The organism is Streptomyces sp. NPDC058086 (assembly GCF_042885015.1).
In the GTDB taxonomy this organism is placed as follows: Bacteria; Actinomycetota; Actinomycetes; order Streptomycetales; family Streptomycetaceae; genus Streptomyces.
This window is the reverse complement of the sequence record NZ_JBHVST010000071.1, coordinates 36516-59426: the sequence shown is the minus strand read 5'-3', so window position 1 is coordinate 59426 and position 22911 is coordinate 36516. Positions and strand designations below refer to the sequence as shown.

The window sequence follows — 22911 nt, the reverse complement described above, 5'->3', positions numbered from 1 at the left end:
CCTCAAACGCCGGACGGGCTGAAAGATGCGCGCCAGCGCCCTTGAGGGGCGCGGGGAACTGCGCGACCGGCCCCCACCGGCCGTCGGCCAAAGAACTTCGAGCGGCCGGGGACGCGGGGCGAAACCCCCGCCTCAGGGGCGCGGGGGAACCGCGCGACCGGCCCCCACCGGTCGTCGGCCAAAGAACTTCGGGCGGCCGGGGACGCGGGGCGAAGCCCCCGCCTCAGGGGCGCGGGGAACTGCGCGACCGGCCCCCACCGGCCCGCAGTCGAGCAACGCACCCGGGGTCGAAGGATCAGTTGGTGCCGCAGATTTTCAGGCCCACCGGGGTGCCGCACGGCAGGTGGCCGTGGGTGCGGATGACGTCCTGGCCGTTGCCGCGGCTGATGTAGGTGAGGAAGCTGGAGGCGAGGGAGTCGGCGGGCGGCTGGCCGTAGGTGTAGGCGTACTCGATCTCCCGGTACGGGTAGGAGGACGTGCCGTGTTCCAGGTCCTCCACGGACGCGGTGTGCCCGTCGAGGGTGAGCTCGTGCAGGCCCTTGTAACCGGTGGCGAGGTTCAGTTCGCTGTATCCGATCGCCCCGGGCAACCCGGCCACGGTGCTCAACACCTGCTCGGTGGAGTCGAGTTCGCACCGCACCACGGGCGCCGTCGCGTCGTCCTTGTGGACGCAGTCCAGGGAGGAGTTGGCGATTTCGCCCCGCCCCAGGACCCGGTGCTGAAAGACCTGGCGGGTACCGGAGTTGGCGTCCCGGCTGACGAGGAGCACGGGGCGGTCGGGACCGCCGAGCTGCTTCCAGTTCTTGATCTCGCCGCGGTAGAGACGGCGTACGTCGGCCAGGGACAGGTTCCGGACGGGCAGGTCGTCGTGCACGACCAGGACGAAGACCGAGACCGCGACCCGGTTCTCGCGCAGTTGCGGGAACCCGCTCGGCTTCGGCCCGTCGGAGAGGGCGATGACGGGTGGCGCGCCCTTCGTGGACTTGGCGCCGGCTTCGCCGAGTTCACGCACCCCCGCCGTGCTCCCGTGCGCGTCGACCACGATGTCGGCACCCTCGCAGTCCTGCTCGTACTTCTTCGCCAGCTCGCTCATCACGGGCGCGAAGGCCGTCGAGCCGGTGACGGTGAGCGTGCCCTTCTCGCAGCCGATCGGCGCCGGGGAGTCGTCCCGCAGCACGACGATCAGCGCGAGCGTGACGACACACACGGTCAGCAGCACGGTGATCAGCCGGGCCGCCCGGCTGAAGAGGGGCGGCTGGTCGTCCGGTGTCGTACTGCGGTTGGGGCTGACCTCACCGTCCCGCAGCCCGCCGATCAGCCGTATCTCGCGCCCCACGTCCCCGCCCGACAGCAGCACGAGGAGCTTGAAGTGCTCGCCCCGGTTGAGCGGGACGCGCGGGATGCGCAGGACGCCGTCCTCGTAACTGAGCCCCGCGGCGGGCGTGAAGTGGTCCATGAGGTGGTCGGTGCCGGGCGGCTGGGTGACGGACACACCGCGGATCGTGCGGTCGGTGAACACCGCCGTCAGACCGTGGCGTTCACGGCTCGTGTAGTCGTCACCGGCGATGCTCTGCGAACCGTCGTTCTCGATCCGCAGCAGCACGAGGGTGGCGTCCATCATGCCCGGCGTCTCGTCGAACAGCCCGAGCCGTACGTTGGCGCGCCCCGAACGCACGTCGTCGCCTATCGGGTTGTCCATCTGCACCCGGTAGCCAATGCTCCCCCACTGCCTTAAGGGCGTGGGCGGTGCCCCCAGCGCCGCGGCATCCGGCGTTCGTACCAGACCATCACCGCGGAGGCGACGACACCGATCACGGCGGTCCCCACGGCCACAATGTTCTCCGCGCTCAGCCACTCCATCGCGAGCCACTCCCCCGAGCCCAAGGTGCGGTCACCGTACGGCCCGAGGCGGGAACATCCGGCGTACTCCGGGTGAAGTTCAACGACCGTTCAACCGAACTGACGGCTCGTCAGCCGCTCTTCGTGTACGTCAACGCCTCGCCCGAGCCCGTGTTCACCCGGCGCAGCCGGCCATCGGACAGCAGGGTGATCTCGGAGGCGGCGCCCGGGGAGCAGGAGGAGATCGGTGCGCCGCCGGTGACTTCGGAGGGCCCGACCACCAGGGGGCCGCCGGCGCCGGGGGCGGCGGTCAGTTCGGCCCGGAAGACGCAGTGGTAGGTGCTGCTGCCGGACGGACCGTCCGCGACGAGCGAGAGGACCGTGTCACCCACCGCGCCCTGCTGGATGGTGAGTCGGCGGGTGTTGTGGCCCGTCGCGTTGTCGATGGAGGCGTCCCAGGTGCCGAGGAACCCCTCCGGGATCGTGCCGCCCCGGGATGGCTGGGAAGAGGGCGAATCGGAAGGGGAGGAGGAAGGAGCAGAGGGGGAGGTCGGGGGCGAGTCCGGGGAGGTCGGGCTCGTGGACGCGGCCGAGGACGCCTTCGCGTCGTCGCTGCCCTTGGCCGTGCCGCCCTGCATCAGCGCGTAGACGGAACCGCCCGCGCCGAGCGCGACGACCAGCGCCACGACGATCAGGGCGGCGGTGGAGCGGCCGCTTCGGCGCGGCGGCTCGGGCTCGGGGACGCCCGCGGGGCCGTACGGCGTTGTGGGCATGCCCGGTCCGTACGGCGGCGTCGGACCGTACGAGCCGGGAGCGCCCCAGCCGCTCTGCGGATAGCCGTACGCGGGCGGGCCCGTGGGGCTGGGGTGCTGCTGGGGATGGCCGTACGCGGGGTGCGCGGCGGGCGGCGCGGCCGGTGGGGGCGTCTGGCCGGCGCCCGCGATCAGCGTCGGGAGGTGGTCCGTCGAGGCCGGTCCGCCCGGCGGGGGCGGGGTGGCGGCGTGCTCCGGGGCGACCTCGGGGGTGGGAGCCGGGGTGGGTACGGCCGAAGGTTTGGACAGGTCCAGGGCCGCCGGGGCGGATCCCGGGGCCGGTTCCGGAGCGGGGGCGGCGGCCTGGTGCGCGGGCGGCGCCGGAGCCGGCGCGGGGCGCTCGTCCGGGTTCTCCGTGTCCAGCAACCGCACGGCGTGCCGTCCGAGTTGGGCCACCAGCGCGCTGGGCAGCCACGGGTCGCGGGACCGTCCGTCCACGACGGTGTCCTCCGCGCCGATGCGCTCCAGGATCTCGTCGAGGCCGGGGCGGGCGGCGGGGTCCTTGCGCAGACAGTGCCGTACGAGGTCGGCGAGGCCCTCCGGTACGCCGTCCAGGTCGGGATCCTCCTGCGCGATACGGAACATCATCGCGTGCACCCCGCTGTTCGCCACCCCGAAGGGCAGGGCACCCGTGGCGGCGTACGCGAGGACCGAGCCCAGGCAGAAGACGTCGCACGCGGGCGTGACGCGGTCGCCGCGGACCTGCTCGGGCGCCATGAATCCGGGCGAGCCGACGAGGGCGCCGGTGCGGGTGAGGCCGCCGTCGGTGACGGTCTCCAGGGCGCGCGCGATCCCGAAGTCGATGACGCGCGGGCCGTCGATGGTCACGAGGACGTTGGAGGGCTTGAGGTCGCGGTGGATGAGTCCGGCGGCGTGGATGTCCTTGAGGGCATGGGCGAGTCCGGCCGCGAGGATGCGGACGGAACGTTCCGGTAGCGCTCCATGGTCGTGGCCCACGACCGTCTGGAGGGAGGGTCCGGCGACATATCCGGTCGCGACCCACGGGACGGCGGCCTCGGTGTCCGCGTCGAGGACAGGGGCGGTCCACAGGCCGCCGACCCGGCGCGCGGCCTGCACCTCCTGGCGGAAGCGGGCCCGGAACTCCTCCTGCGCCGCGAGTTCCTCGCGCACCAGCTTCACGGCGACGGTACGGCCCCGGTCGGAGCGGGCCAGATAAACGCGCCCCATGCCACCGGCACCGAGCCGCGCGAGCAGTCGGTACGCCCCGATCTGCTGCGGTTCCCCCGCCCCCAGCTTCTCCATCGTCGTGCCGCCCTCCCCCGTGCCTGTGCAACCGCCCGAGGCCGAGGATAGTGCGGCCCCACCGGGAGGTGGGTGGGGCGGTGTCTACGGTTCAGTAACAGCCCCTGGCGTTTTCGTGACGTCCGTCGCGGCCCCGTCGATCTCGTCGAGAACCGCCGACAGTCGATCCAGGATCCGTACGGTCTCGGCGAAGCCGTCCTCCCCGAGCGCCCGCGCCAGCCGGTCGGCGAGGGCCGCGTGGCCGGGGCCGATCGCGGCGACGGCGGAGCGGCCGGCGGCGGTCGGGGAGAGCAGCTTGGCGCGGCGGTGGGCCGGGTTGGGCAGGTACTCGGCGAGGCCCTTGCCGACGAGCAGATCGGCGACGCGCTGCACGCTCTGCCGGGTGATGCCCATGACGCGGGCGATCCCTGCGACGGGGAGCGGCTCGGGGAGCACCGCGCCGAGCACCTGCCACCAGGCGGCGGTCAGCCCCGCGGGGCCGGCCAGCTCGTCCGCCACCGCGAGGAACTGGCCGTTGAGCCGGAAGACGCCGAGGGCGGCGCGGCTGAGGAGGTTCTGTCGTTCCCGGCTCATCGGGCGGCCTCCTCGGCGGGCCTTGAGGCCTTCTCCAGTACGGCGTACGCGGACGCGTCGGAGTCGTGGAACAGGCGGTACCAGGCGTCCAGCACCTCCCCCTCGTACACCCCGAGGAGCCGCAGGACCTCCCGGGCGAAGGCGACGGGCTCGGTCGGTCCGGCGGTGACGAGGTCGCCGTCGGTGACGGCGTCGGTGTCGACGTACCGCCCGGCGCCCCGGTAGCCGGTGGCGGCGAGGTAGAAGGACACGGCGCTGGTGTGGTCCCGGTCGTCGAGGAGCCCCTCGCGGGCGAGCCCGGCCGTCGCCCCGCAGATCGCGGCGACCGGCACGCCCGCGTCGAGGAAGGCGCGGGCCTTGCGGGCGAAGGGGGCGAGGTCGTCGGAGGTGTCCCAGAGGTCGGCGCCGGTGAGGATCAGCAGGGAACTGTCCTCGGGGCGGAGTTCGTCGAGCGCGAGGTCGGGCTGGATACGGAGACCGCCGATCGTCGTCACCGGCTCCCGGGTGGGGCCGACGGTCCGGATCTCGTGGCCGGCGCGGGCGAGATACGCGGTGGCGTGACCGGTCTCCCAGTCGGCGTAGGTGTCGTAGACCGCGAGGTGGACGGGACTGCCGTGGTCGCTCGTCGCGCTCATTGCGTTCATCGCTCTCTCCTCGCGTAGACCAGGGCCGTGCGACATGTCAGCATGTTGTCATTTCGACAGTATGCTGTCAATATGCGGTTGCCGGCGGCCAAGCCCGACAGACTGTCGTGGAAAGCCCGCGGTCACAGACAGGACGCCGATGTCGCGCCCCCTCCGGGGACATTTACGCTTCGGCGCATGACCCCTCAGCCCAACCCCCAGGTCGGCGCCGCCGTGAAGGCCGCGGACCGCGCGCACGTGTTCCACTCCTGGTCCGCGCAGGAGCTCATCGACCCGCTCGCCGTCGCCGGCGCGGAGGGGTCGTACTTCTGGGACTACGACGGCAAGCGGTATCTGGACTTCACCAGCGGGCTCGTCTTCACCAACATCGGCTACCAGCACCCGAAGGTCGTCGCCGCGATCCAGGAACAGGCCGCGACCCTGTCCACGTTCGCGCCCGCCTTCGCCGTGGAGGCCCGTTCGGAGGCGGCCCGGCTGATCGCCGAGCGGACCCCGGGCGACCTGGACAAGATCTTCTTCACCAACGGTGGCGCGGAGGCCGTCGAGAACGCCACGCGCATGGCCCGGCTGCACACCGGCCGTCCGAAGGTGCTCTCCGCGTACCGCTCGTACCACGGAGCCACCTCCACCGCGATCAACCTCACCGGTGACCCGCGGCGCTGGCCGAACGACAGCGGCGCGGCGGGCGTCGTCCACTTCTGGGCGCCGTTCCTCTACCGCTCCCCCTTCCACTCCGACAGTGAGCAGCAGGAGTGCGAGCGGGCGCTTCAGCACCTGGAGGACACGATCGCCTTCGAGGGGCCGGGGACCGTCGCGGCCATCATCCTCGAGACGATTCCGGGGACCGCGGGCATCATGACGCCTCCGCCGGGCTATCTCGCGGGGGTGCGCGCGCTCTGCGACCAGTACGGGATCGTCTTCATCCTGGACGAGGTCATGGCGGGCTTCGGGCGTACGGGGAAGTGGTTCGCGGCGGACCACTACGACGTGACGCCGGACCTCATGACCTTCGCGAAGGGCGTGAACTCGGGCTACGTTCCGCTCGGCGGTGTCGCGATCTCCTCGGCGATCGCGGAGACCTTCGCCCGGCGGCCCTACCCCGGGGGACTCACGTACTCCGGGCATCCGCTGGCCTGCGCCGCCGCCGTCGCCACCATCAACGTGATGGAGGAGGAGGGCATCGTCGAGCAGGCCGCGCGGATCGGGGAGACGGTGCTCGGGCCCGGGCTGCGAGAGCTCGCCGCGCGGCATCCCAGTGTGGGTGAGGTGCGCGGTACGGGGGTGTTCTGGGCGCTTGAGCTGGTCAAGGACCGGGAGACCCGGGAGCCGCTGGTGCCGTACAACGCCGCCGGTGAGGCCAATGGGCCGATGGTCGCGTTCGGGGCCGCGGCGAAGGCGCGGGGGCTGTGGCCGTTCATCAACATGAACCGGACTCATGTGGTGCCGCCGTGCAATGTCTCCGAGGGGGAGGCGAAGGAGGGGCTCGCGGCGCTGGACGAGGCGTTGTCGGTGGCGGACGAACACACCGTGTGACGCGCGGGGGTCTCGCCCCCGCCGCCCCTACCCTCCCCAAAGCTCTCGGCTTCGCTCGAGCAGGGGGGACCCCCATCATCCTCAACCTGGGGGCTCCGCCCCAGACCCCCGAGGTGGTTTCTTCGGCTGCGGGTGGGTGGGGGCTTGGCGCCCAGTTCCCCGCGCCCCTGAGGGGCTCGGGTCCGCGTAAGGTGACGTGCTCATAGTGGAAGCACACGCACGTGCACCCGTACGCGACGAGGGAGCGAGAGACCATGCCCGGCACCGGCGGCAACGGCGCCGTAACCCGTAGCACCCTGCGGCAGCAGATCGCGGACGCGCTCCGCGACGAGGTGCTGGCAGGCCGGCTCCGGCCCGGGCAGGCGTTCACGGTGAAGGAGATCGCCGAGCAGTACGGCGTCTCCGCGACCCCCGTCCGCGAGGCCCTCGTCGATCTGTCGGCCCAGGGCCTCCTGGAGGCGGACCAGCACCGCGGCTTCCGCGTGCACGAGTACTCGCCGGCGGACTACCGCGGCATGGTCGAGGCCCGGAGCCTCGTCACCGACGGGATGTTCCGGAGTCTCCTCGCCGGAGGCATGGCGCAGGCCGACGATCCGCGCACCCTCGCCGCCCTCGCCGGGGTCCGACGCCGCGGCGAGGAGGCCCAGCGCGCCGCGACGGCCGGCGACCTGAACATCCTCATCGGCTATGACCTGCGCTTCTGGCGCGAACTGAGCGCCCTCTTCGGCAACGCCTACCTCGCCGACTTCCTGCACCGCCTGCGCGTCCAGTCCTGGGTGTGCACGGTGCAGCACCTGCGCCGGGTGGAGGATCTGAAGGGCCACCTGTGGGCGGGCCACACGGAGCTCGTGGACGCGCTGGCCCGCCGCGACCCGGGCGCGGCGCACGCGATCGTCGCCGCGTACAACGAGCACTCCCTCGCCCTCCTCGAGCGCCTGACCGCCGGATGAGCGCGACGTAAGGTCGTGCCGGGAGGCGTGCGCGCCGATGCGACCGATGGGCGCACGGGGTGTGGGTATGGGGTGTGGGTATGGGATCCGCACGAGGGGGACTGAGGACGGGTCCCACCCATTACGCTTCCCTGACCACCGTGCTTCCCAAGGAGCTAGAGGAGCCGTCTGTTGGCCTGTGACCTGTGGCTGGTCCCGCTCGTCGACGTGTTGTGCCACACCCCCGACAATCCCTTCGCCGAGGAGCTGGCGCTCTACGACAAAGCGCTGGGCGAGGCCGGACTTCCGCCGGTCCCGGTGTACGCGTACATGCCGGGGCTGTCCGGCGACGTGGCCCCGGTCGCCGGTTTCGACTACGACGCGCTGCACTTCCTGCGCCGGGCGTATCTGCTCCAGATGTGCGGCCTCGCGGTGACCCCGGTGGACGAACTGGGCGGCGACTACGAGCAGTTGCTTGAGATGTTCGAGACGAACGCCCAGCAGTCGCACCTCGTGTGGCACTACGACCACGCGGGCGCGTACGTCCCGGTCGACTTCCCGCACCCGCTCGCCAACGACGAACTCCTCGCCGGGGGTGGCCCCCTGGGCTCCTCCCAGACGCTGCTGCGCGAGCTGGAGTTCGTGGCCCCGTCGATCGGCATCGACCCGGCGAACCCGCCGGCCGCGCCGCAGCCGCCCATGGCTCCCACGGAGCTGGAGGAACCGGCCGCGCCCGCCCCGTACGACGCGAGTCCGTTCGCGCGCGAGCGGCATGTGTGGCTCGGCCTGCACGCGGCGGCGACGCGCAGCCTCGCCCAGGGATCGATGATCATCTTCAGCTGAGGCGCAGCCAGGCCGGACAGGGCCTGGGGGTGGGAGTGGGGGCCGTCGGCCGGGTGATCCGGTCGGCGGCCCCGGCCTCGGAAGAAGAGGGCGCTACGGCTCAGAACACCGGCGTCCCGTCCTGTGTCAGCTTCCAGTTGGTGACCGCGAAGCCGGCCGGGTCGAGGGTGCCCTTGGACGTGACGTAGTCGATCATCAGCTGGCGGATCTCGTTGGTGGAGCTGTACGCGATGTCGGCGGCCGCGATGTGCGGGTAGCCGCTGCCGCCGTTGGCGCGGTAGTTGTTGACGGCGACGACGAAGACCTGGTCGTCGGCGACCGCCGCGCCCTTGTAGGTGAGGTTCTTGATGCGGGAGCCCTCGGCCTGCGCGATGTCGATGTCGTACTCGACCCCGGCGGCGGTGTCGTACATGTAGTCCCAGAAGTTGTTGGCGTTGGTGAGGGTGGCCGTGTCCACCTTCGTGCCGGACGCGAACTGGTGGTAGTACTTCGCCGCGTACTCCAGGTAGTCCTTGAGCTGGGCGCCCGTGAGCTTCTTGCCGTACAGGGTGTTGTCGTAGATGTAGAGCCCGGCCACGTCGCGGATGGTGACGTTGCCCGCCGGGATGTCGGCGGTGCGGCTGAAGGGCGCCGCGACGGAGATCAGGGGGAGGGCCGCGTCGGCGGTAGACAGGCCGGAGGCCACCGTCGCCATCTGGACCTGGTGGATGAAGTCCATCACCGGGACGTCCTTCCAGCAGGCCTCGGCCGCGGAGAGGTCCGCGGTGCACGTGCCCACCGGAGTGTTGACGTACTTCACGACCAGGTCGTGGTCGGCCTTGAGGAGCCCGGTGATCTCAGGGTCCTCCTCGACCGTGTTGCTGTTGAGGGTCTGCGCCTTGGTGCTCGTCACCTTCCACTGGCCGTGGTGGAGTTCGAGCTCGAAGTCGAAGACGGTCAGGCGCATGCCCCAGCAGTACGGCTCGGAGAGGACGACGTCCTTGCCGGTCTCCTCGTTCTTCACCGTGTACGACGAGACCTCGACGTGCGTGTGACCGACGAGGATCGCGTCGATACCGGGTACCTGCTGGGCGACGAGGTTCGAGGCGTTCTCGACGTACGGCAGCTCACTGCCGTACGACGAACTGCCGTCCAGGCCCGAGTGGTCGGTGAGGAACACGACATCGCAACCGAGGGCGCGCATCCGCGGGACGTACTTCTTCGCCTGCTCGACGAGCCCGGTGAACGCCATCTTCCCGGAGACGTTGTCCTTGTCCCACAGAGCGATGCCCGGGTTGGTGAGGCCGAGGATGCCGACCTTGATGTCCGGGGCGCCGGGGACGCAGATGCGCTTCACGGTGTACGGCTGGAAGGCCGGACGCAGCGTCTTGGCGTCCAGCGCGTTGGCGCCGAGCAGCGGGAAGTGACACTGCTTCTCGAACTTGCGCAGGGTCTCGATGCCGTAGTTGAACTCGTGGTTGCCGAGCGCGGCGGCGTCGTAGCGCATGGCGTTCATGGCGACGGCCATAGGGTGCTTGGGGCCGTGCTTGCCGTTGGCGCCGACGATCGGGTCCACGCGGGCGTAGTAGTACGCCAGCGAGGTGCCCTGGATGATGTCGCCGGCGTCGACGAGCAGGACGTGCTCCTCGCCCTTGGCGGCGCGCTGCTGCTTGATGAGGGTGGCGACGCGGGCGACGCCCACGGAGTTGCCCTTGCTGTCCTTGTACGCCGCGTCCGTGTAGTAGTCCCAGTCGAAGACGTGGCTGTGCAGGTCGGTGGTGCCCAGGATGGAGAAGGACCAGGTACGGGGCGCCTTTTCGGGCTTGTGGTCCGCGGCCTGGGCCGGGGTCGCGGCGACGGCCCCCGCGACCGTGACGGCCGCCCCGGTGACGGCCGACTTCTTCACGAACTCCCGGCGGTTCATGGGATTGACGGGCATACGTGTCTCCTGGGACTGGCTGGGACTTGGCTGACGGGAGCAACTGCGCGAGTCGTGCGGGGACTTCGGGCACTGCATGTGCGCTGGGTACGCCACGTGCGCACCGCGCACTCAGTGCACTACACGCGTAGATCGTCGTCGCGTCCAGGCCGGTCGGGAACCAGGAACAGACCATGTCCAGGTCAAGGATGGGCATGGCGCGGGCGGTGCCCTAAGGTCGGCCGAAGCTTCGCCGGGGGCGCCGTCGCGCCGTCGGCCCTACTCGACGATGCGGATCGTGCGGATGCCCGTACCCCGGTATCGGGTGGGGGTCCTGGTCAGGACGGGACGGCCACGAGGCCAGTCGACGGTAGGCAGAGCGAGGTGCAGTACATGGGCGCCGCTCCAGTCCGGCTCACCGGAGGCCAGGTTCTCGACTTTTTCGGGTTCACCCGAAGGGGGCCCGTTGTCGTACGGAGTGTCGAACACCTCGTACACGGTGAAGAGTTGGCCCGACTCCCCGTCCTTGCGGACCACCCGCCGCAGATACCGGGATTCCTCCAGCTCCCGCAAGGCGGTCGCGATCCGAGCCCGCCCCTCCGGCACGATCACGGATCACAGCATCCGGCAAGAAGACAATCCCGTCGGACGACCTCACGTACGCGTGGGTCGAGACGATCCGCCGCGGACCGGACGGGCCGCGCTCGTTGCGCAGCCACGGATATAGCAAATCTCGTGACATGGGGTGTTGGCGTGGACACGTTGAGTGACGACTGGCCTGCACCACGAGAAAGGCGCATCATGACCCTGATGCTGGAGCGACCGACGATAGGCGGCACCGAGCCCCCCAGCTTCGAGGCGTTGCTGGACCTCCTCGACGAGCTGAACGTGCCCGACGGCTACAAGGCCGAGATCATCAAGGGGAACATCGTCGTGTCGCCGTGGTCGAAGGGGTACTACGCAACGGTGATGGAACTGGTCTGTGATCAGTTGCGCCCTCGCCTGCCCGAGGGACACCGGATCAGTTATGGCCCCTTTCTGTACGTGTTCCCGGGCTCCGAGCGCGCCTACGGCCCCGACATCCACGCCGCGCACAGCCGCACCCACCGGACCACCAGCAACCGTCTGGACGGGGAAGGCCTCTCCTTCGTCGCCGAGCTGACCTCCGTCTCGACGCGGGACGACGACCTGACCGACAAGGTCGAGACGTACGGCAGGGCAGGCGTCCCCGTCTACCTGATCCTCGACATGCAGGAGGAGCAGGCCACCGCCCTGTGGACTCCGTCCGCCAAGGGGTATGAGTCCCGCCTCACGGTGCCGTTCGGCGAGAAACTGCAGATCCCGGCGCCATTCGACTGCACGCTCGACACTTCGGGCTTCCAGGCGCCGGAAGAGCCCGAAGAGAGCTGACCCGCACGGCAAGAGGGGCGCCCGCGAGGCACCCCTCTTTGTTTTCCGAGCGAAACCGCGGACTAGATCAACGAGTTGATCTCGATCGTCTCGTCGCGGCCCGGACCGACGCCGATCGCGGAGATCTGGGCGCCGGACATGTCCTCCAGCGCCTTGACGTACGCCTGGGCGTTCTTCGGGAGGTCGGAGAAGGACTTCGCCTTGGTGATGTCCTCGGACCAGCCCGGGAGGTTCTCGTAGATCGGCTTCGCGTGGTGGAAGTCGGTCTGGGAGTACGGGAGTTCCTCGACGCGCTTGCCGTCGATCTCGTACGCCACGCAGACCGGGATCTCCTCCCAGCCGGTCAGGACGTCCAGCTTGGTGAGGAAGAAGTCGGTCAGGCCGTTCACACGGGTCGCGTAGCGGGCGATGACCGCGTCGAACCAGCCGCAGCGGCGGTCACGGCCGGTGGTGACACCGCGCTCGCCACCGATGCGGCGCAGCGCTTCGCCGTCCTCGTCCAAGAGCTCGGTCGGGAACGGGCCCGAGCCGACACGGGTCGTGTACGCCTTGAGGATGCCGATGACCCGGCTGATCTTCGTCGGGCCGACGCCCGAACCGGTGCAGGCACCGCCGGCCGTCGGGTTCGACGACGTCACGAAGGGGTACGTGCCGTGGTCGATGTCGAGCAGCGTGCCCTGGCCGCCCTCGAAGAGCACGACCTTGTCCTGCTCCAGCGCCTGGTTCAGGATCAGGACCGTGTCCGCGACGTACGGCTTGAGCCGGTCCGCGTAGCTCAGCAGCTCCTCGACGACCTGCCCGGCCTCGATGGCACGGCGGTTGTAGAGCTTGGTCAGCAGCTGGTTCTTGACCTCGAGGGCCGCCTCGACCTTCTGGGTCAGGATCGACTCGTCGTAGAGGTCCTGGATACGGATGCCGACGCGGTTGATCTTGTCCGCGTAGGTGGGCCCGATGCCACGCCCGGTCGTGCCGATCTTCCGCTTTCCGAGGAAGCGCTCCGTCACCTTGTCGACGGTGACGTTGTACGGCGTGATGATGTGAGCGTTTCCGCTGATCAGAAGCTTGGAGGTGTCGACGCCGCGCTCGTTCAGTCCGTTCAGCTCGGAGAACAGGACCGACGGGTCGACGACGACTCCGTTTCCGATCACCGGAGTGCACTCCGGTGTGAGGATTCCGGAAGGGAGGAGGTGGAGGGCGTACTTCTGATCGCCCACGACTACCGTGTGGCCGGCGTTGTTGCCGCCCTGATAGCGCACCACATAGTCCACGGATCCACCGAGCAGGTCGGTGGCCTTTCCCTTGCCTTCGTCACCCCACTGAGCACCGAGCAGCACAAGTGCGGGCACAGGCGTACACCCCTTCCGGGCGGGGCATGTCCAAGGTCGGGGACGTACGCGGCTGGTTTTCGATACGGCTGCGTACGCCGGCGACCTCCTTTGGCCGCGACCGTCGGACCGGATGCCCCGGAATAGACGAAGCCCCTGGCGCAATAGCGCAAGGGGCTCTTGCACAAAGATGCTACCCGAGGAAGCGAGGCATGACCGAGGTGGCGGCTTCCGACCAGCTCCTTGTGGTCATCGACCCGGTCGCCCGTTGGACGGACGGCGAGTCTGTACGGATCGCAAAAGACGTGCTCAGCGCGGGTGCGACGACGAAAGTATGCCTGCCGGAAGGGCCCGAGGAATTTGCCCGGGCGCTGGCCCGGAGAGGTTCCCGGCGGCCGGTCGTGGTGGGCGACGACCGTGCCCTCTTGCGTGCTGTGTCCCTTTTGCACCGACAGCGGGAGCTGGCCGGATGTGGGGTGTCGTTGGTGCCGGTGGGGGGTGTGCTGTCGCTGGCCCGGGCGCTCGGGGTGCCCGTCGGGGCCGTCGCGGCGGCCCGGGCCGTGCTCGACGGGGTCGAGCGGCGGCTCGATCTGCTGGTCGACGAGAGTGACGGGGTGGTGTTGGGGGCGTTGCGGATTCCGCCGGTGGGGGTGGGCGGGGGGATGCGGGGCGCGGAGGAGGTCGACGGGGCCGACGTGGGTGGTGTCGGTGGAGTCGGCGGTTTCGGTGGGTCTGGGGGCTCTGGGGGTTCCGGGGGTTTCGGCGGTTTCGGCGGTGGGGCTTCCGGGCTTGGGGGGCATGCGTGGCTGCGGACCTGTCAGTCACTGGTCCGTACGCTCGCGGCGCGGCCCGCGCGTGTGGCGCCCGTGCCGGGGCCGGGGCCTTCGCGGCTGCGGGTCGAGGTCGACGGGGTCACCTTGGTCGATCTGGATCAGCCGGTGGAGGCGGTGTCCGTGACGCCCGGCGTTGCCGGGGGTGCGGAGGTGGAGGTTCGGCCGGCATCCGTGGGGGCGGAGGCGTCGCCGTTGCGGGTGGTGGGACGGCGAGTGACGGTGTCCGGGGCGGACTTTCGGTATCGGGCGGATTCCGTGGTGTCCGGGCCTGTGCGGACGCGGACGTGGACGGTTCGGGAAGGGGGGTGGGGGCTCACACTGCCGAGCTGAGCCCCCGGGGTGAGTTTGTCGGCTGCGGGGTGGTGGGGGCTGGTCGCGCAGTTCCCCGCGCCCCTGAAGCGGGGCTTCGCCCCGCCTCTGTGGCTAAGGCAACGCGGGGGTGGGCTCGTCCTTCAGGGATACGCCGGTGCGGCCGAGGTCGCGTGCCCTGCGCATCAGTGTCGCCAGCTTCGTCGCCGCGGCGGTGTGGGACAGGCCGAGGGGTGGGCGGATGTTGGAGAGGCAGTTGCGGTCGGCGTCGGTGGTGCGACCCGGGCGAGGGCCGTACGTGAGATACGCGCCGAGCGAGTCCGCGGCGGACATCCCGGGTCGCTCCCCGATGAGGACGACGGCCATCCCGGCCCCCAGCGCGTGCGCGATGTCGTCGCCGAGAGCCACCCGCGCCTGCTCGGCGAGCACGACGGGAGCGACGCGCCAGTCGGAGGGCAGCCGCTGTGTCGTCGCGCGCACGACGGCCGCGGCATGCTCGTGCACCGCCCGGCTGGACAGCCCGTCGGCGACGACGAACACCACGTCCCAGCCGTCGCGGGGCAGATGCGCCCGGTCCACGTCGTGGAGCCTGCGTCCGAGGTCGGGGCGCTGGAGATAGGTGAGCCGGTCGGGGGCGGCGCTGCGCACCCGTATCGTCGCCGCACCCGTCAGCGCGGACGCCACCACGTCCGGGTCGAACGGCGAGTGCACCGCGTCCCGCGCGGCGGCGTGCGCGGCCTGCAGTTCGAGCCGGTGCCGCGTGGGCAACGCTGATCCGGCCCGCCCGAGCCCGATCCGGGCCTGGGTGTGCCGGCGCAGGGAGTTCCAGAGAGCGGTGTCCGACTCCAGTGCAATTACTTGACCTTCCGTCATGCCGCCAGCCCCCGCCCGATCGCCGTCAGCGGATGGCCCGTACCCGCCACGTCCCGTATCCCGCCGCCGTCGTCCAGCAGACCGATCCGCTCCAGCCAGGTCTCGAACTCCGGTGCCGGGCGCAGCCCGAGCACCTCGCGCAGGTACAACGCGTCGTGGTACGAGGCCGACTGGTAGTTGAGCATGATGTCGTCGCCTCCGGGGGTGCAGATCACGAAGGAGGCGCCGGCGACACCGAGCATGGTGAGCATCGTGGCGATGTCGTCGTCATCGGCGTCGGCGTGGTTGGTGTAACAGATGTCGAGGCCCATGGGCAGGCCGAGCAGTTTGCCGCAGAAGTGGTCCTCCAGGGCCGCGCGGAGGATCTGGCGGCCGTCGTAGAGGTACTCCGGGCCGATGAAGCCGACCACCGTGTTCACGAGCAGCGGGTCGTAGCGGCGGGCGACCGCGTACGCCCGCGCCTCCACCGTCTGCTGGTCCACCCCGTGGTGCGCGTCGGCGGAGAGCGCGCTGCCCTGCCCCGTCTCGAAGTACAGGGCGTTGGAGCCGACCGTGCCCCTGCCCAGCGAGCGCGCCGCCTCGTACGCCTCGTCCAGGAGCCCCAGCGTGACCCCGAACGAGGCGTTCGCGGCCTGCGTACCGGCGATGGACTGGAAGACCAGGTCCACCGGGGCGCCGCGTTCCATCAGGTCGATGCTGGTGGTCACGTGGCACAGGACGCAGGACTGGGTGGGGATGGAGTAGCGGTCGATCACTCCGTCCAGGAGGTCCAGCAGGTCCCGTACCGCCTGGGGGCTGTCCGTGGCCGGGTTGATGCCGATCACCGCGTCGCCGGAACCGAGCAGCAGTCCGTCCAGCAGGGCCGCCGCCACGCCCGCGGGGTCGTCGGTGGGGTGGTTGGGCTGGAGGCGGGTGGCCAGGCGGCCCGGGAGGCCGATCGTGGAGCGGAAGGCGGTGACCACCCGGACCTTGCGGGCGACCGCCACCAGATCCGCGTTGCCCATCAGTTTCGACACCGCGGCGACCATCTCCGGGGTCAGGCCGGGGGCGAGTGCGGCGAGTGTCGGCGCGTCCGCCGCCTCCGACAGCAGCCATTCGCGGAACTCCCCCACCGTGAGGCCGGAGACGGGGGCGAAGGCCGCCGCGTCGTGGCTGTCCACGATGAGGCGGGTCACGTCGTCGGTCTCGTACGGGATCACCGGCTCGGCGAGGAACCGTGCGAGCGGGACTTCGGCCAGCGCCCACCGCGCGGCGACGCGCGCCTGCGCGGAGTCGGCGGCGAGCCCGGCGAGGCGGTCGCCTGAACGTTCGGGGCTCGCGGCGGCGAGCAGCCGCGCGAGACCGGCGAAGGAGTGCGTCCGGCCGCCGAGGGTGGCGGAGTAGGTGCTCATGCCAGGGACCGTACGGAGGGGCGTCGGGCGCGGTCCACGGTCCGGCGGAGAGTTAACAAGGACGTTCGCTCCACCCGGACTTCTAAAGGTCTGGTGACATACATTTAACGCCCCGACCCGTGACAGGACTCATTTCTCGTGCAGCATTCCGGTTCGTAATCCACTCCGCCGCACCCAGGGTGCGGACGGCGAGCGATCATGGGAAGGGGCCACTCGATGGCAGTGCAAGAGGGCGTGGTCCCTGAGGCGGCGGGCACCCAGGAGGCCCCCGGAGGCGCAGTTCACCGGCTCAAGCCGAACGCGATCGGGCTGCTGGGCGTGGTCTTCATGGCCGTCGCCACCGCCGCCCCGATCACCGCCATGACGGGCAACGTGCCCTTCATGGTCTCCGCCGGCAACGGCATCGGCGCCCCGGCGAGCTACCTCGTCGCAATGGTCGTCCTGGCGATCTTTGCGGTCGGCTTCACCTCGATGGCGAAGCACATCACCTCCACCGGCGCCTTCTACGGCTTCATCTCCTACGGCCTCGGCCGCACCGCGGGACTCGCCTCGGGACTTCTTGCGACCTTCGCGTACGTCGTCTTCGAGCCGGCCCTGATCGGTATCTTCTCGACCTTCGCCACCGGAACCCTCAAGGACCAGACGGGACTTGACGTGCCCTGGTGGGCGTTCGCGATCCTGATGCTCGCCGTGAACGCGACGGGCACGTGGTTCGGGGTGTCCGTCGCCGAGAAGCTGCTCGTCGTACTGCTGGCCACCGAGGTGACGGTTCTGGCCGCCATGGCCGTCTCCGTCGCCCTGCACGGCGGCGGCCCGCACGGTTTCACCTTCGGCCCGGTCAACCCGGTCAACGCCTTCAAGGGGACCTCGGCGGGCCTCGGCCTCTTCTTCGCCTTCTGGTCGTGGGTCGGCTTCGAGTCCACGGCGATGTACGGCGAGGAGTCCCGCGACCCGAAGAAGATCATCCCCAAGGCGACGATGATCTCCGTGCTGGGCGTCGGCGTCTTCTACGTCTTCGTCTCCTGGATGGCCATCATCGGCAACGGCGAGAGCGAGGCCGTCACGGCCGCCTCCTCCTCGAACCCGCTCGCCCTGTTCTTCAACCCCACCGAGCACTACGTCGGCCACTGGGCCGTCGACGTCATGCAGTGGCTGATGATCACCGGCTCGCTGGCCTGCGGCATGGCCTTCCACAACTGCGCCGCCCGTTACATGTACGCGCTGGGCCGCGAGGGCGTCCTCCCCTCGCTCCAGCGCACGATCGGCCGCACCCACCCCCAGCACGGCTCCCCGCACATCGCGGGCTTCGTCCAGACGGTCGTCAGCGCCGTCCTCATCGCCGCGTTCTGGCTCGCCGGCAAGGACCCGTACACCGGTACGTACGTCCTGCTCGCCATCCTCGGCACGATGGCCATCCTGGTGGTGCAGGCGGTCTGCTCCTTCGCGGTGCTGGCGTACTTCCGCAAGAACCACCCCGAGAGCAGGCACTGGTTCAGGACCTTCACCGCCCCGCTCGTCGGCGGCCTCGCGATGCTCGGCGTGGTCGTCCTGCTGGTGTCGAACATGGGCGCCGCGGCCGGCACGGAGTCCGGCTCCCTCGTACTGAAGGCGACCCCCTGGATCGTCGCCCTGATCGCGGCGGGCGGCGTGGCGTACGCGACGTACCTCAAGCGCCGTGCACCGCAGCGGTACGCCCTGCTCGGGCGGACGGTCCTGGAGGAGACCAAGGAACGGTAGGAGCAAGGAGCGGTAGGAGCAAGGAGCGGTAGGAGCAAGGAGCGGTAGGAACCATGGAGCGGTAGCCGCTACGGGCGCGGTCGGAGCGCCGCTGCACCCCCATTCCTTCGGCGAGGGCTCTCAGCCCTCGCCGAAGTGCCGCTCCCGGTGGACCCGCCAGCGGTCCATCATCGACACCAGCTCGCCCTCCATGAACTCGAAGAAGGCAAGGGTCTCCGCGAGCCGGCCGCCCGCCGGGGTGTCCGCGCCCAGGCTGGCGACGCCCTCGCGCAGCGCGTCCTCCCAGCGCTTGATGATCGCCTCACGATTGGTGAGCGCCTCGTACCACTGGTCGCTGTGCACGCGGTACCGCTCCCGGCGCGAACCGGGTTCCCGCTCGCGCGACACCATGTGCACCTGCGCCAGATAGCGCACCGCACCGGAGACCGCCGCGGGGCTGATCTGCAGTTGCTCGCCCAGTTCGACCGAGGTCAGAGCGCCGGTGTCCGAGGCGAGCAGCGCGCCGAAGACCCGGGACGGCATCCGGGGCATCCCGGCCTCCACGAGTTGCGCCGCGAAGTGCTCGACGAACCGCGAGACCGCCTCCGCGTCCCGACCCACCGCTCCCACCGCCTCCGGTCCCACCGTCTCCGGCTCTGCCATCCTTCGATTGTATCTGAGAGTTTATACAATTCGTTAACTTCACAAATTTCTGAAAGAAGCGTACGTTCTGGAGCATGACGAAGGGCAGGGCCAAGGGCCTGGCGAAGGGCACGACGAAGGCCACGACGAAGGCGATCACCGTCTCCGGGCTGCACAAGTCGTTCGGCGCGACACACGCGCTGGACGGTCTCGACCTGGACGTCGAAGCCGGCGAGGTGCACGGCTTCCTCGGTCCGAACGGCTCCGGGAAGTCCACCACCATCCGGGTTCTGCTGGGCCTGCTGCGCGGCGACGCGGGCGCGGCGCAGGTGCTGGGCCGGGACCCCTGGGCGGACGCGGTGGAACTGCACCGCCGGGTCGCCTACGTACCCGGTGACGTCACCCTGTGGCGCAACCTCTCCGGCGGCGAGGTCATCGACCTGTACGGGCGGCTGCGCGGGGGGCTCGACCGGGCGCGGCGGGCGGAACTGATCGAACGCTTCGAACTCGACCCCACCAAGAAGGGACGCACCTACTCCAAGGGCAACCGGCAGAAGGTCGCCCTCGTCGCCGCCTTCGCCTCGGACGTCGACCTGCTGATCCTCGACGAGCCCACGTCGGGTCTCGACCCGCTGATGGAGGAGGTCTTCCAGCGGTGCGTCGAGGAGGAACGCGACCGCGGCCGGACCGTCCTGCTCTCCTCGCACATCCTCAGCGAGGTGGAGGAGCTGTGCGACCGCGTCAGCATCATCCGCAAGGGCCGCACCGTCGAGAGCGGCACCCTCGCCGACCTGCGCCATCTGACCCGTACCAGCGTCACCGCCGAACTCGCGGGACCGCCCAACGGGCTGGCACACCTGCCCGGCGTGCACGACCTGGACGTACAGGGCCACCGGGTCAGGCTCCAGGTCGAGACCGACAAGATCGACGCCGTACTGCGCTCGCTCACCGACTCGGGCGTACGGTCGCTGACCTCGACGCCGCCGACCCTGGAGGAACTGTTCCTGCGGCACTACCAGGACGACGTCCGGGTGAACGGTGAAGGGGCGATGGCGCGATGACCGCCGTGACCACTGCCGTACGGGGCGGCACACGGACCCGGGGTTCCCGCCAACTCGTCGGTACCGGCACGCTGTTGAGGTTCTCCCTGCGCCGCGACCGGCTGATGATGCCGCTGTGGGTCGGCGTGATCGGCCTGCTGGTGCTGTCCATGCCGAACTCGCTGAAGTCCGTCTACGGCACCGCCGCCGAACGCGCCGACCTCGCCCGCCAGATGCTCACCAACACCTCCCTGCGCGCCACCTACGGGCCGGTGTTCGACGACTCGCTCGGCGGACTCACCGCCTGGCGCATCGGCGGCTATGCCGGTCTGTTCGCCGGAATCATGAGCCTGCTCGTCGTCGTACGGCACACCCGCGAGGAGGAGGAGAGCGGGCGCCAGGAACTCCTCTCGTCGGCGATGGTGGGGCGCCGGGCCCCGCTGACGGCGGCGCTGCTGGCCGCCCTCGTCGCCAACGGCGTGCTCGCGCTGCTCATCGCGGGCGGGCTGGCAGGCCAGGGCGGTGCCGGGGCGCTGGCCCTCGGGCTCGGCGTCGGGGGCGTCGGCATGGTCTTCGCCACCATGGCGGCGATCGTCGCCCAGCTCACCGAGAGCGCGCGGCTCGCCAAGGGGCTGACGGGCGGGCTGCTCGGCGCGGCGTTCGTGCTGCGGGCGGCGGGCGACTCGTCGACGAACGACGGTTCGTCCGTGCTGACCTGGGTGTCGCCGCTGGGGTGGCTGGAGAACGAACGCCCCTTCGCGCAGGAACGGTGGTGGGTGCTGCCGCTGTTCGTCACGGCCGTGGCGATCCAGGGCGCGGTCGCCTACGAACTCGCCGGGCGACGCGATGTCGGGATGAGCTTCCTGCCGACCCGGCCGGGGCCCGCGCAGGGGCGGCTCGGATCGGCCGGGGCGCTGGCCTGGCGGCTGCAGAGGGGGGCCGTGCTGGGGTGGAGCCTCGGGTTCCTCGCCGCGGGGGCCGCGTTCGGCGGGATCACGAAGGGGGCCGCCGATCTGGTCGGGAGCAACGACAAGACCCGGCAGATCATCGAGCGGATGGGCGGGCAGTCCGGGATCACGGACGCGTTCCTCGCGGCGATGGTCGGCATGCTCGGGATGGTGGCCGCGCTGTACGTCGTCTCTTCGGTGCTGCGCCTGCACGGTGAGGAGACCTCGCAGCGGGCGGAACCGGTGCTGGCGAACGCCGTGGGGCGGCTGCGGTGGGCCGGCGGACACCTGGTCGTCGCCTTCGGTGGCGCGGCGCTCATCATGGCGCTGGGCGGGCTCGGCCTCGGACTCGGGTACGGCCATGAGCTCGGGCCCGTGCTCGGCGCCTGCCTCGTCCAGGTCGCGGCGGTCTGGACGCTGGGCGGGCTGGCGGTCCTTCTCTACGGGATCTCGCCCCAGCTGGCCCCCGGCGCCTGGGGCGCGGCCGGGGTCGCCCTCCTGCTGGGCTGGATCGGCCCCGCCCTGAACGTCCCCCAGGCCGCCATGGACCTCTCCCCCTTCGGCCACCTCCCCAAGCTGCCGGGCGGGGAGATGACATGGACGCCGGTACTGATCCTGACGGCGATCGCGGTGGCCCTGACCGCCGCGGGGCTGGCGGCGTTGCGGCGGCGGGACATGAGCACCTGACGGCGGGCGCACGCGTGCTCGGTGCGGGGGCGGGGCCGCCGGTCCGGGCGGGTCAGAGTACGACGCTGAGCCCCTCCAGCCCGCGGATCACGAAATTCGGCTTGCGCTCCGGCTCCGCGGCGAGGGCGAGCGTCGGCGCCTTCTCCAGCAGAGCGCCCAAGGACGCCGCCAGTTCGAGACGGGCCAGCGGGGCGCCGATGCAGTAGTGGATGCCGGCGCTGAAGGAGATGTGGGGGTTGTCGGTGCGGGAGAGGTCCAGACTCTCCGGGGACGCGAACACCTTCGGGTCGTGGTTGGCGGAGCCGAAGAGCAGGGCGATCTCCGCACCCCGGGGAACGGTCGTGCCGTCGATCTCGATGTCGTCCAGAACCCACCGTTCGAAGAGCTGGAGCGGGGTGTCGTAGCGCATCAGCTCCTCCACCGCCGTGGGGATCAGCGAACGGTCGCCGCGCAGGGCCGCCAACTGGTCGGGGTTGCGGAACAGCGCCCACCACCCGTTCACCGTGGCGTTCACCGTCGCCTCGTGCCCCGCGTTCAGCAGCAGGACGCAGGTGGAGATCATCTCCTGCTCGGTCAGACGGTCGCCCTCGTCGTGCGCGGCGATGAGCCCCGAGATCAGGTCGTCGCCCGGCTCCTTGCGGCGCGCCGCGATCAGCTCCCGGAGGTACTCCGTGAACTCCACCGACGCCCGGACCGCCTTCGCCGCCGTCTCCTCGGAAGGGTTCAGCTCGTACATCCCGCAGATGTCCGCCGACCACGGCCTGAGCGGCGCCCGGTCCGACTCCGGGATGCCCAGCATCTCGGCGATCACGGCCACCGGGAGCGGCTCGGCGACATCGGTGAGCAGATCACCGCCGCCGGCCGCCACCAGACCGGCGACCAGCTCGTTCGCCAGCCGGTCCACATACGGCCTGAGCTGCTCGACCGTGCGCGGCGTGAACGCCTTGGAGACCAGCCGTCGGATCCGCGTGTGGTCCGGCGGCTCCAGGTCCAGCATTCCGTGGTCGTTGAGGACGTGGAACGGCTCGTGCTCGGGCGGAGGTGCCGTCCGCCCGAAATCCTCGTGCGTGTAACGGTGCTGGTAGGTCCGGCCCAGGCGCCGCTCCCGCAGCAGCGCCGACACGTCCGCGTGGTGCGGGACCAGCCACTGGTCGGTGGGCTCGTAGTAGTGCACCCGGCCACGCTCGCGCAGCTCCGCGTACGCGGGGTACGGGTTCGCCACGAACTCCGGGTTCCAGGGATCGAAGGCCGACGGTGTCTGCGGAGACTGCGGGGACTGCGGGGACTGCGAGGCTGCCATGGGCGGACGCTAGCCCGACTCGGCCCCGCTGAACAGGGGTGTCTCGGCGGCCGGGCCGGCGGCGGGGACCCCCGTACCCCCCCCAGAGCCCCCGGGCCCGGCGCG

At 70.6% G+C, this 22911-nt stretch carries 18 protein-coding genes and 1 pseudogene; 8 read left to right on the top strand and 11 right to left on the bottom strand.

Going from position 1 to position 22911, the window contains the following annotated elements; genetic code table 11:
• Nucleotides 1-295: 295 nt before the first annotated feature.
• From ACFVWD_RS39070 to ACFVWD_RS39055, 4 genes and pseudogenes are all read right to left on the bottom strand, one after another.
• Nucleotides 296-1860: pseudogene (locus ACFVWD_RS39070) on the bottom strand (substrate-binding domain-containing protein).
• Nucleotides 1861-1970: 110 nt separating this feature from the next.
• A complete protein-coding gene (locus ACFVWD_RS39065) occupies nt 1971-3914 on the bottom strand; it encodes a protein kinase (protein WP_389602741.1) in 1944 nt (647 codons plus the stop codon).
• A gap of 84 nt (nt 3915-3998) precedes the next feature.
• Complete coding sequence (locus ACFVWD_RS39060; protein WP_389602740.1) at nt 3999-4487, bottom strand: MarR family winged helix-turn-helix transcriptional regulator; 489 nt, start codon at nt 4485-4487, stop codon at nt 3999-4001.
• Nucleotides 4484-5131, bottom strand: coding sequence for a type 1 glutamine amidotransferase family protein (locus tag ACFVWD_RS39055; RefSeq protein ID WP_389602739.1), 648 nt, complete (start codon nt 5129-5131; stop codon nt 4484-4486). The genes ACFVWD_RS39060 and ACFVWD_RS39055 overlap by 4 nt, the downstream gene beginning before the upstream one ends.
• Before the next feature lie 177 nt (nt 5132-5308).
• On the opposite strand from ACFVWD_RS39055, the gene ACFVWD_RS39050 reads away from it, so the two are divergent.
• From ACFVWD_RS39050 to ACFVWD_RS39040, 3 genes are all read left to right on the top strand, one after another.
• A complete protein-coding gene (locus tag ACFVWD_RS39050) occupies nt 5309-6664 on the top strand; it encodes an aspartate aminotransferase family protein (protein ID WP_168509873.1) in 1356 nt (451 codons plus the stop codon).
• Between the two features lie 254 nt (nt 6665-6918).
• Nucleotides 6919-7614 (top strand): GntR family transcriptional regulator, encoded by a 696-nt coding sequence (locus tag ACFVWD_RS39045; protein ID WP_389602738.1) that lies wholly within the window; start codon nt 6919-6921, stop codon nt 7612-7614.
• Between the two features lie 171 nt (nt 7615-7785).
• Nucleotides 7786-8436 carry a hypothetical protein gene (locus tag ACFVWD_RS39040; protein WP_054231368.1) on the top strand — a complete coding sequence of 217 codons (651 nt, stop codon included), beginning with the start codon at nt 7786-7788 and terminating at the stop codon, nt 8434-8436.
• A gap of 100 nt (nt 8437-8536) precedes the next feature.
• Here ACFVWD_RS39040 and ACFVWD_RS39035 read toward each other — a convergent pair whose 3' ends face one another.
• Both ACFVWD_RS39035 and ACFVWD_RS39030 read right to left on the bottom strand, forming a co-directional pair.
• Entirely contained in the window at nt 8537-10354 is a 1818-nt protein-coding gene (locus ACFVWD_RS39035) for a bifunctional metallophosphatase/5'-nucleotidase (protein ID WP_389602737.1), read from the bottom strand.
• A 258-nt stretch (nt 10355-10612) separates the two neighbouring features.
• Nucleotides 10613-10945 (bottom strand): hypothetical protein, encoded by a 333-nt coding sequence (locus ACFVWD_RS39030; RefSeq protein ID WP_389602736.1) that lies wholly within the window; start codon nt 10943-10945, stop codon nt 10613-10615.
• 189 nt (nt 10946-11134) lie between these two features.
• Here ACFVWD_RS39030 and ACFVWD_RS39025 point away from each other — a divergent pair, with 189 nt between their 5' ends.
• Nucleotides 11135-11743: a Uma2 family endonuclease gene (locus ACFVWD_RS39025; protein ID WP_389602735.1), complete on the top strand. Its 609-nt coding sequence runs from the start codon at nt 11135-11137 to the stop codon at nt 11741-11743.
• 62 nt (nt 11744-11805) lie between these two features.
• Here the strand turns inward: ACFVWD_RS39025 and ACFVWD_RS39020 are convergent, their stop codons facing one another.
• Nucleotides 11806-13089, bottom strand: a complete 1284-nt coding sequence (locus ACFVWD_RS39020; protein ID WP_389602734.1) for an adenylosuccinate synthase — start codon at nt 13087-13089, stop codon at nt 11806-11808.
• Between the two features lie 191 nt (nt 13090-13280).
• Here ACFVWD_RS39020 and ACFVWD_RS39015 point away from each other — a divergent pair, with 191 nt between their 5' ends.
• On the top strand, nt 13281-14231 hold the full coding sequence (locus tag ACFVWD_RS39015) for a diacylglycerol kinase (RefSeq protein WP_389602733.1): 951 nt from the start codon (nt 13281-13283) through the stop codon (nt 14229-14231).
• Nucleotides 14232-14324: 93 nt separating this feature from the next.
• On the opposite strand, the gene eutC is transcribed toward ACFVWD_RS39015, so the two are convergent.
• Both eutC and ACFVWD_RS39005 read right to left on the bottom strand, forming a co-directional pair.
• Entirely contained in the window at nt 14325-15083 is a 759-nt protein-coding gene (eutC, locus tag ACFVWD_RS39010; RefSeq protein ID WP_389602732.1) for an ethanolamine ammonia-lyase subunit EutC, read from the bottom strand.
• Complete coding sequence (locus ACFVWD_RS39005; protein WP_389602731.1) at nt 15080-16474, bottom strand: ethanolamine ammonia-lyase subunit EutB; 1395 nt, start codon at nt 16472-16474, stop codon at nt 15080-15082. The genes eutC and ACFVWD_RS39005 overlap by 4 nt, the downstream gene beginning before the upstream one ends.
• A gap of 216 nt (nt 16475-16690) precedes the next feature.
• Here ACFVWD_RS39005 and ACFVWD_RS39000 point away from each other — a divergent pair, with 216 nt between their 5' ends.
• Nucleotides 16691-18211, top strand: coding sequence for an APC family permease (locus ACFVWD_RS39000; protein ID WP_389602730.1), 1521 nt, complete (start codon nt 16691-16693; stop codon nt 18209-18211).
• 120 nt (nt 18212-18331) lie between these two features.
• Here ACFVWD_RS39000 and ACFVWD_RS38995 read toward each other — a convergent pair whose 3' ends face one another.
• The gene (locus ACFVWD_RS38995) at nt 18332-18853 is read right to left on the bottom strand and encodes a GbsR/MarR family transcriptional regulator (protein WP_389602729.1); all 522 of its coding nucleotides are present in this window, start codon (nt 18851-18853) and stop codon (nt 18332-18334) included.
• Nucleotides 18854-18927: 74 nt separating this feature from the next.
• Here ACFVWD_RS38995 and ACFVWD_RS38990 point away from each other — a divergent pair, with 74 nt between their 5' ends.
• Nucleotides 18928-19893 (top strand): ATP-binding cassette domain-containing protein, encoded by a 966-nt coding sequence (locus ACFVWD_RS38990; RefSeq protein ID WP_389602728.1) that lies wholly within the window; start codon nt 18928-18930, stop codon nt 19891-19893.
• Nucleotides 19890-21506 carry an ABC transporter permease gene (locus ACFVWD_RS38985; RefSeq protein WP_389602727.1) on the top strand — a complete coding sequence of 539 codons (1617 nt, stop codon included), beginning with the start codon at nt 19890-19892 and terminating at the stop codon, nt 21504-21506. Before ACFVWD_RS38990 ends, ACFVWD_RS38985 begins: the two co-directional genes overlap by 4 nt.
• Before the next feature lie 52 nt (nt 21507-21558).
• On the opposite strand, the gene ACFVWD_RS38980 is transcribed toward ACFVWD_RS38985, so the two are convergent.
• Nucleotides 21559-22806: a cytochrome P450 gene (locus ACFVWD_RS38980; RefSeq protein WP_389602726.1), complete on the bottom strand. Its 1248-nt coding sequence runs from the start codon at nt 22804-22806 to the stop codon at nt 21559-21561.
• Nucleotides 22807-22911 lie beyond the last annotated feature (105 nt).

Bases quoted from the DNA above. Each gene is read 5' to 3' on its own strand.
- ACFVWD_RS39065 (WP_389602741.1), bottom strand. From the start codon at position 3,914: ATGGAGAAGCTGGGGGCGGGGGAACCGCAGCAGATCGGGGCGTACCGA.
- ACFVWD_RS39060 (WP_389602740.1), bottom strand. From the start codon at position 4,487: ATGAGCCGGGAACGACAGAACCTCCTCAGCCGCGCCGCCCTCGGCGTC.
- ACFVWD_RS39055 (WP_389602739.1), bottom strand. From the start codon at position 5,131: ATGAACGCAATGAGCGCGACGAGCGACCACGGCAGTCCCGTCCACCTC.
- ACFVWD_RS39050 (WP_168509873.1), top strand. From the start codon at position 5,309: ATGACCCCTCAGCCCAACCCCCAGGTCGGCGCCGCCGTGAAGGCCGCG.
- ACFVWD_RS39045 (WP_389602738.1), top strand. From the start codon at position 6,919: ATGCCCGGCACCGGCGGCAACGGCGCCGTAACCCGTAGCACCCTGCGG.
- ACFVWD_RS39035 (WP_389602737.1), bottom strand. From the start codon at position 10,354: ATGCCCGTCAATCCCATGAACCGCCGGGAGTTCGTGAAGAAGTCGGCC.
- ACFVWD_RS39025 (WP_389602735.1), top strand. From the start codon at position 11,135: ATGACCCTGATGCTGGAGCGACCGACGATAGGCGGCACCGAGCCCCCC.
- ACFVWD_RS39015 (WP_389602733.1), top strand. From the start codon at position 13,281: ATGACCGAGGTGGCGGCTTCCGACCAGCTCCTTGTGGTCATCGACCCG.
- eutC (WP_389602732.1), bottom strand. From the start codon at position 15,083: ATGACGGAAGGTCAAGTAATTGCACTGGAGTCGGACACCGCTCTCTGG.
- ACFVWD_RS39005 (WP_389602731.1), bottom strand. From the start codon at position 16,474: ATGAGCACCTACTCCGCCACCCTCGGCGGCCGGACGCACTCCTTCGCC.
- ACFVWD_RS39000 (WP_389602730.1), top strand. From the start codon at position 16,691: ATGGCAGTGCAAGAGGGCGTGGTCCCTGAGGCGGCGGGCACCCAGGAG.
- ACFVWD_RS38995 (WP_389602729.1), bottom strand. From the start codon at position 18,853: ATGGCAGAGCCGGAGACGGTGGGACCGGAGGCGGTGGGAGCGGTGGGT.
- ACFVWD_RS38990 (WP_389602728.1), top strand. From the start codon at position 18,928: ATGACGAAGGGCAGGGCCAAGGGCCTGGCGAAGGGCACGACGAAGGCC.
- ACFVWD_RS38985 (WP_389602727.1), top strand. From the start codon at position 19,890: ATGACCGCCGTGACCACTGCCGTACGGGGCGGCACACGGACCCGGGGT.
- ACFVWD_RS38980 (WP_389602726.1), bottom strand. From the start codon at position 22,806: ATGGCAGCCTCGCAGTCCCCGCAGTCCCCGCAGTCTCCGCAGACACCG.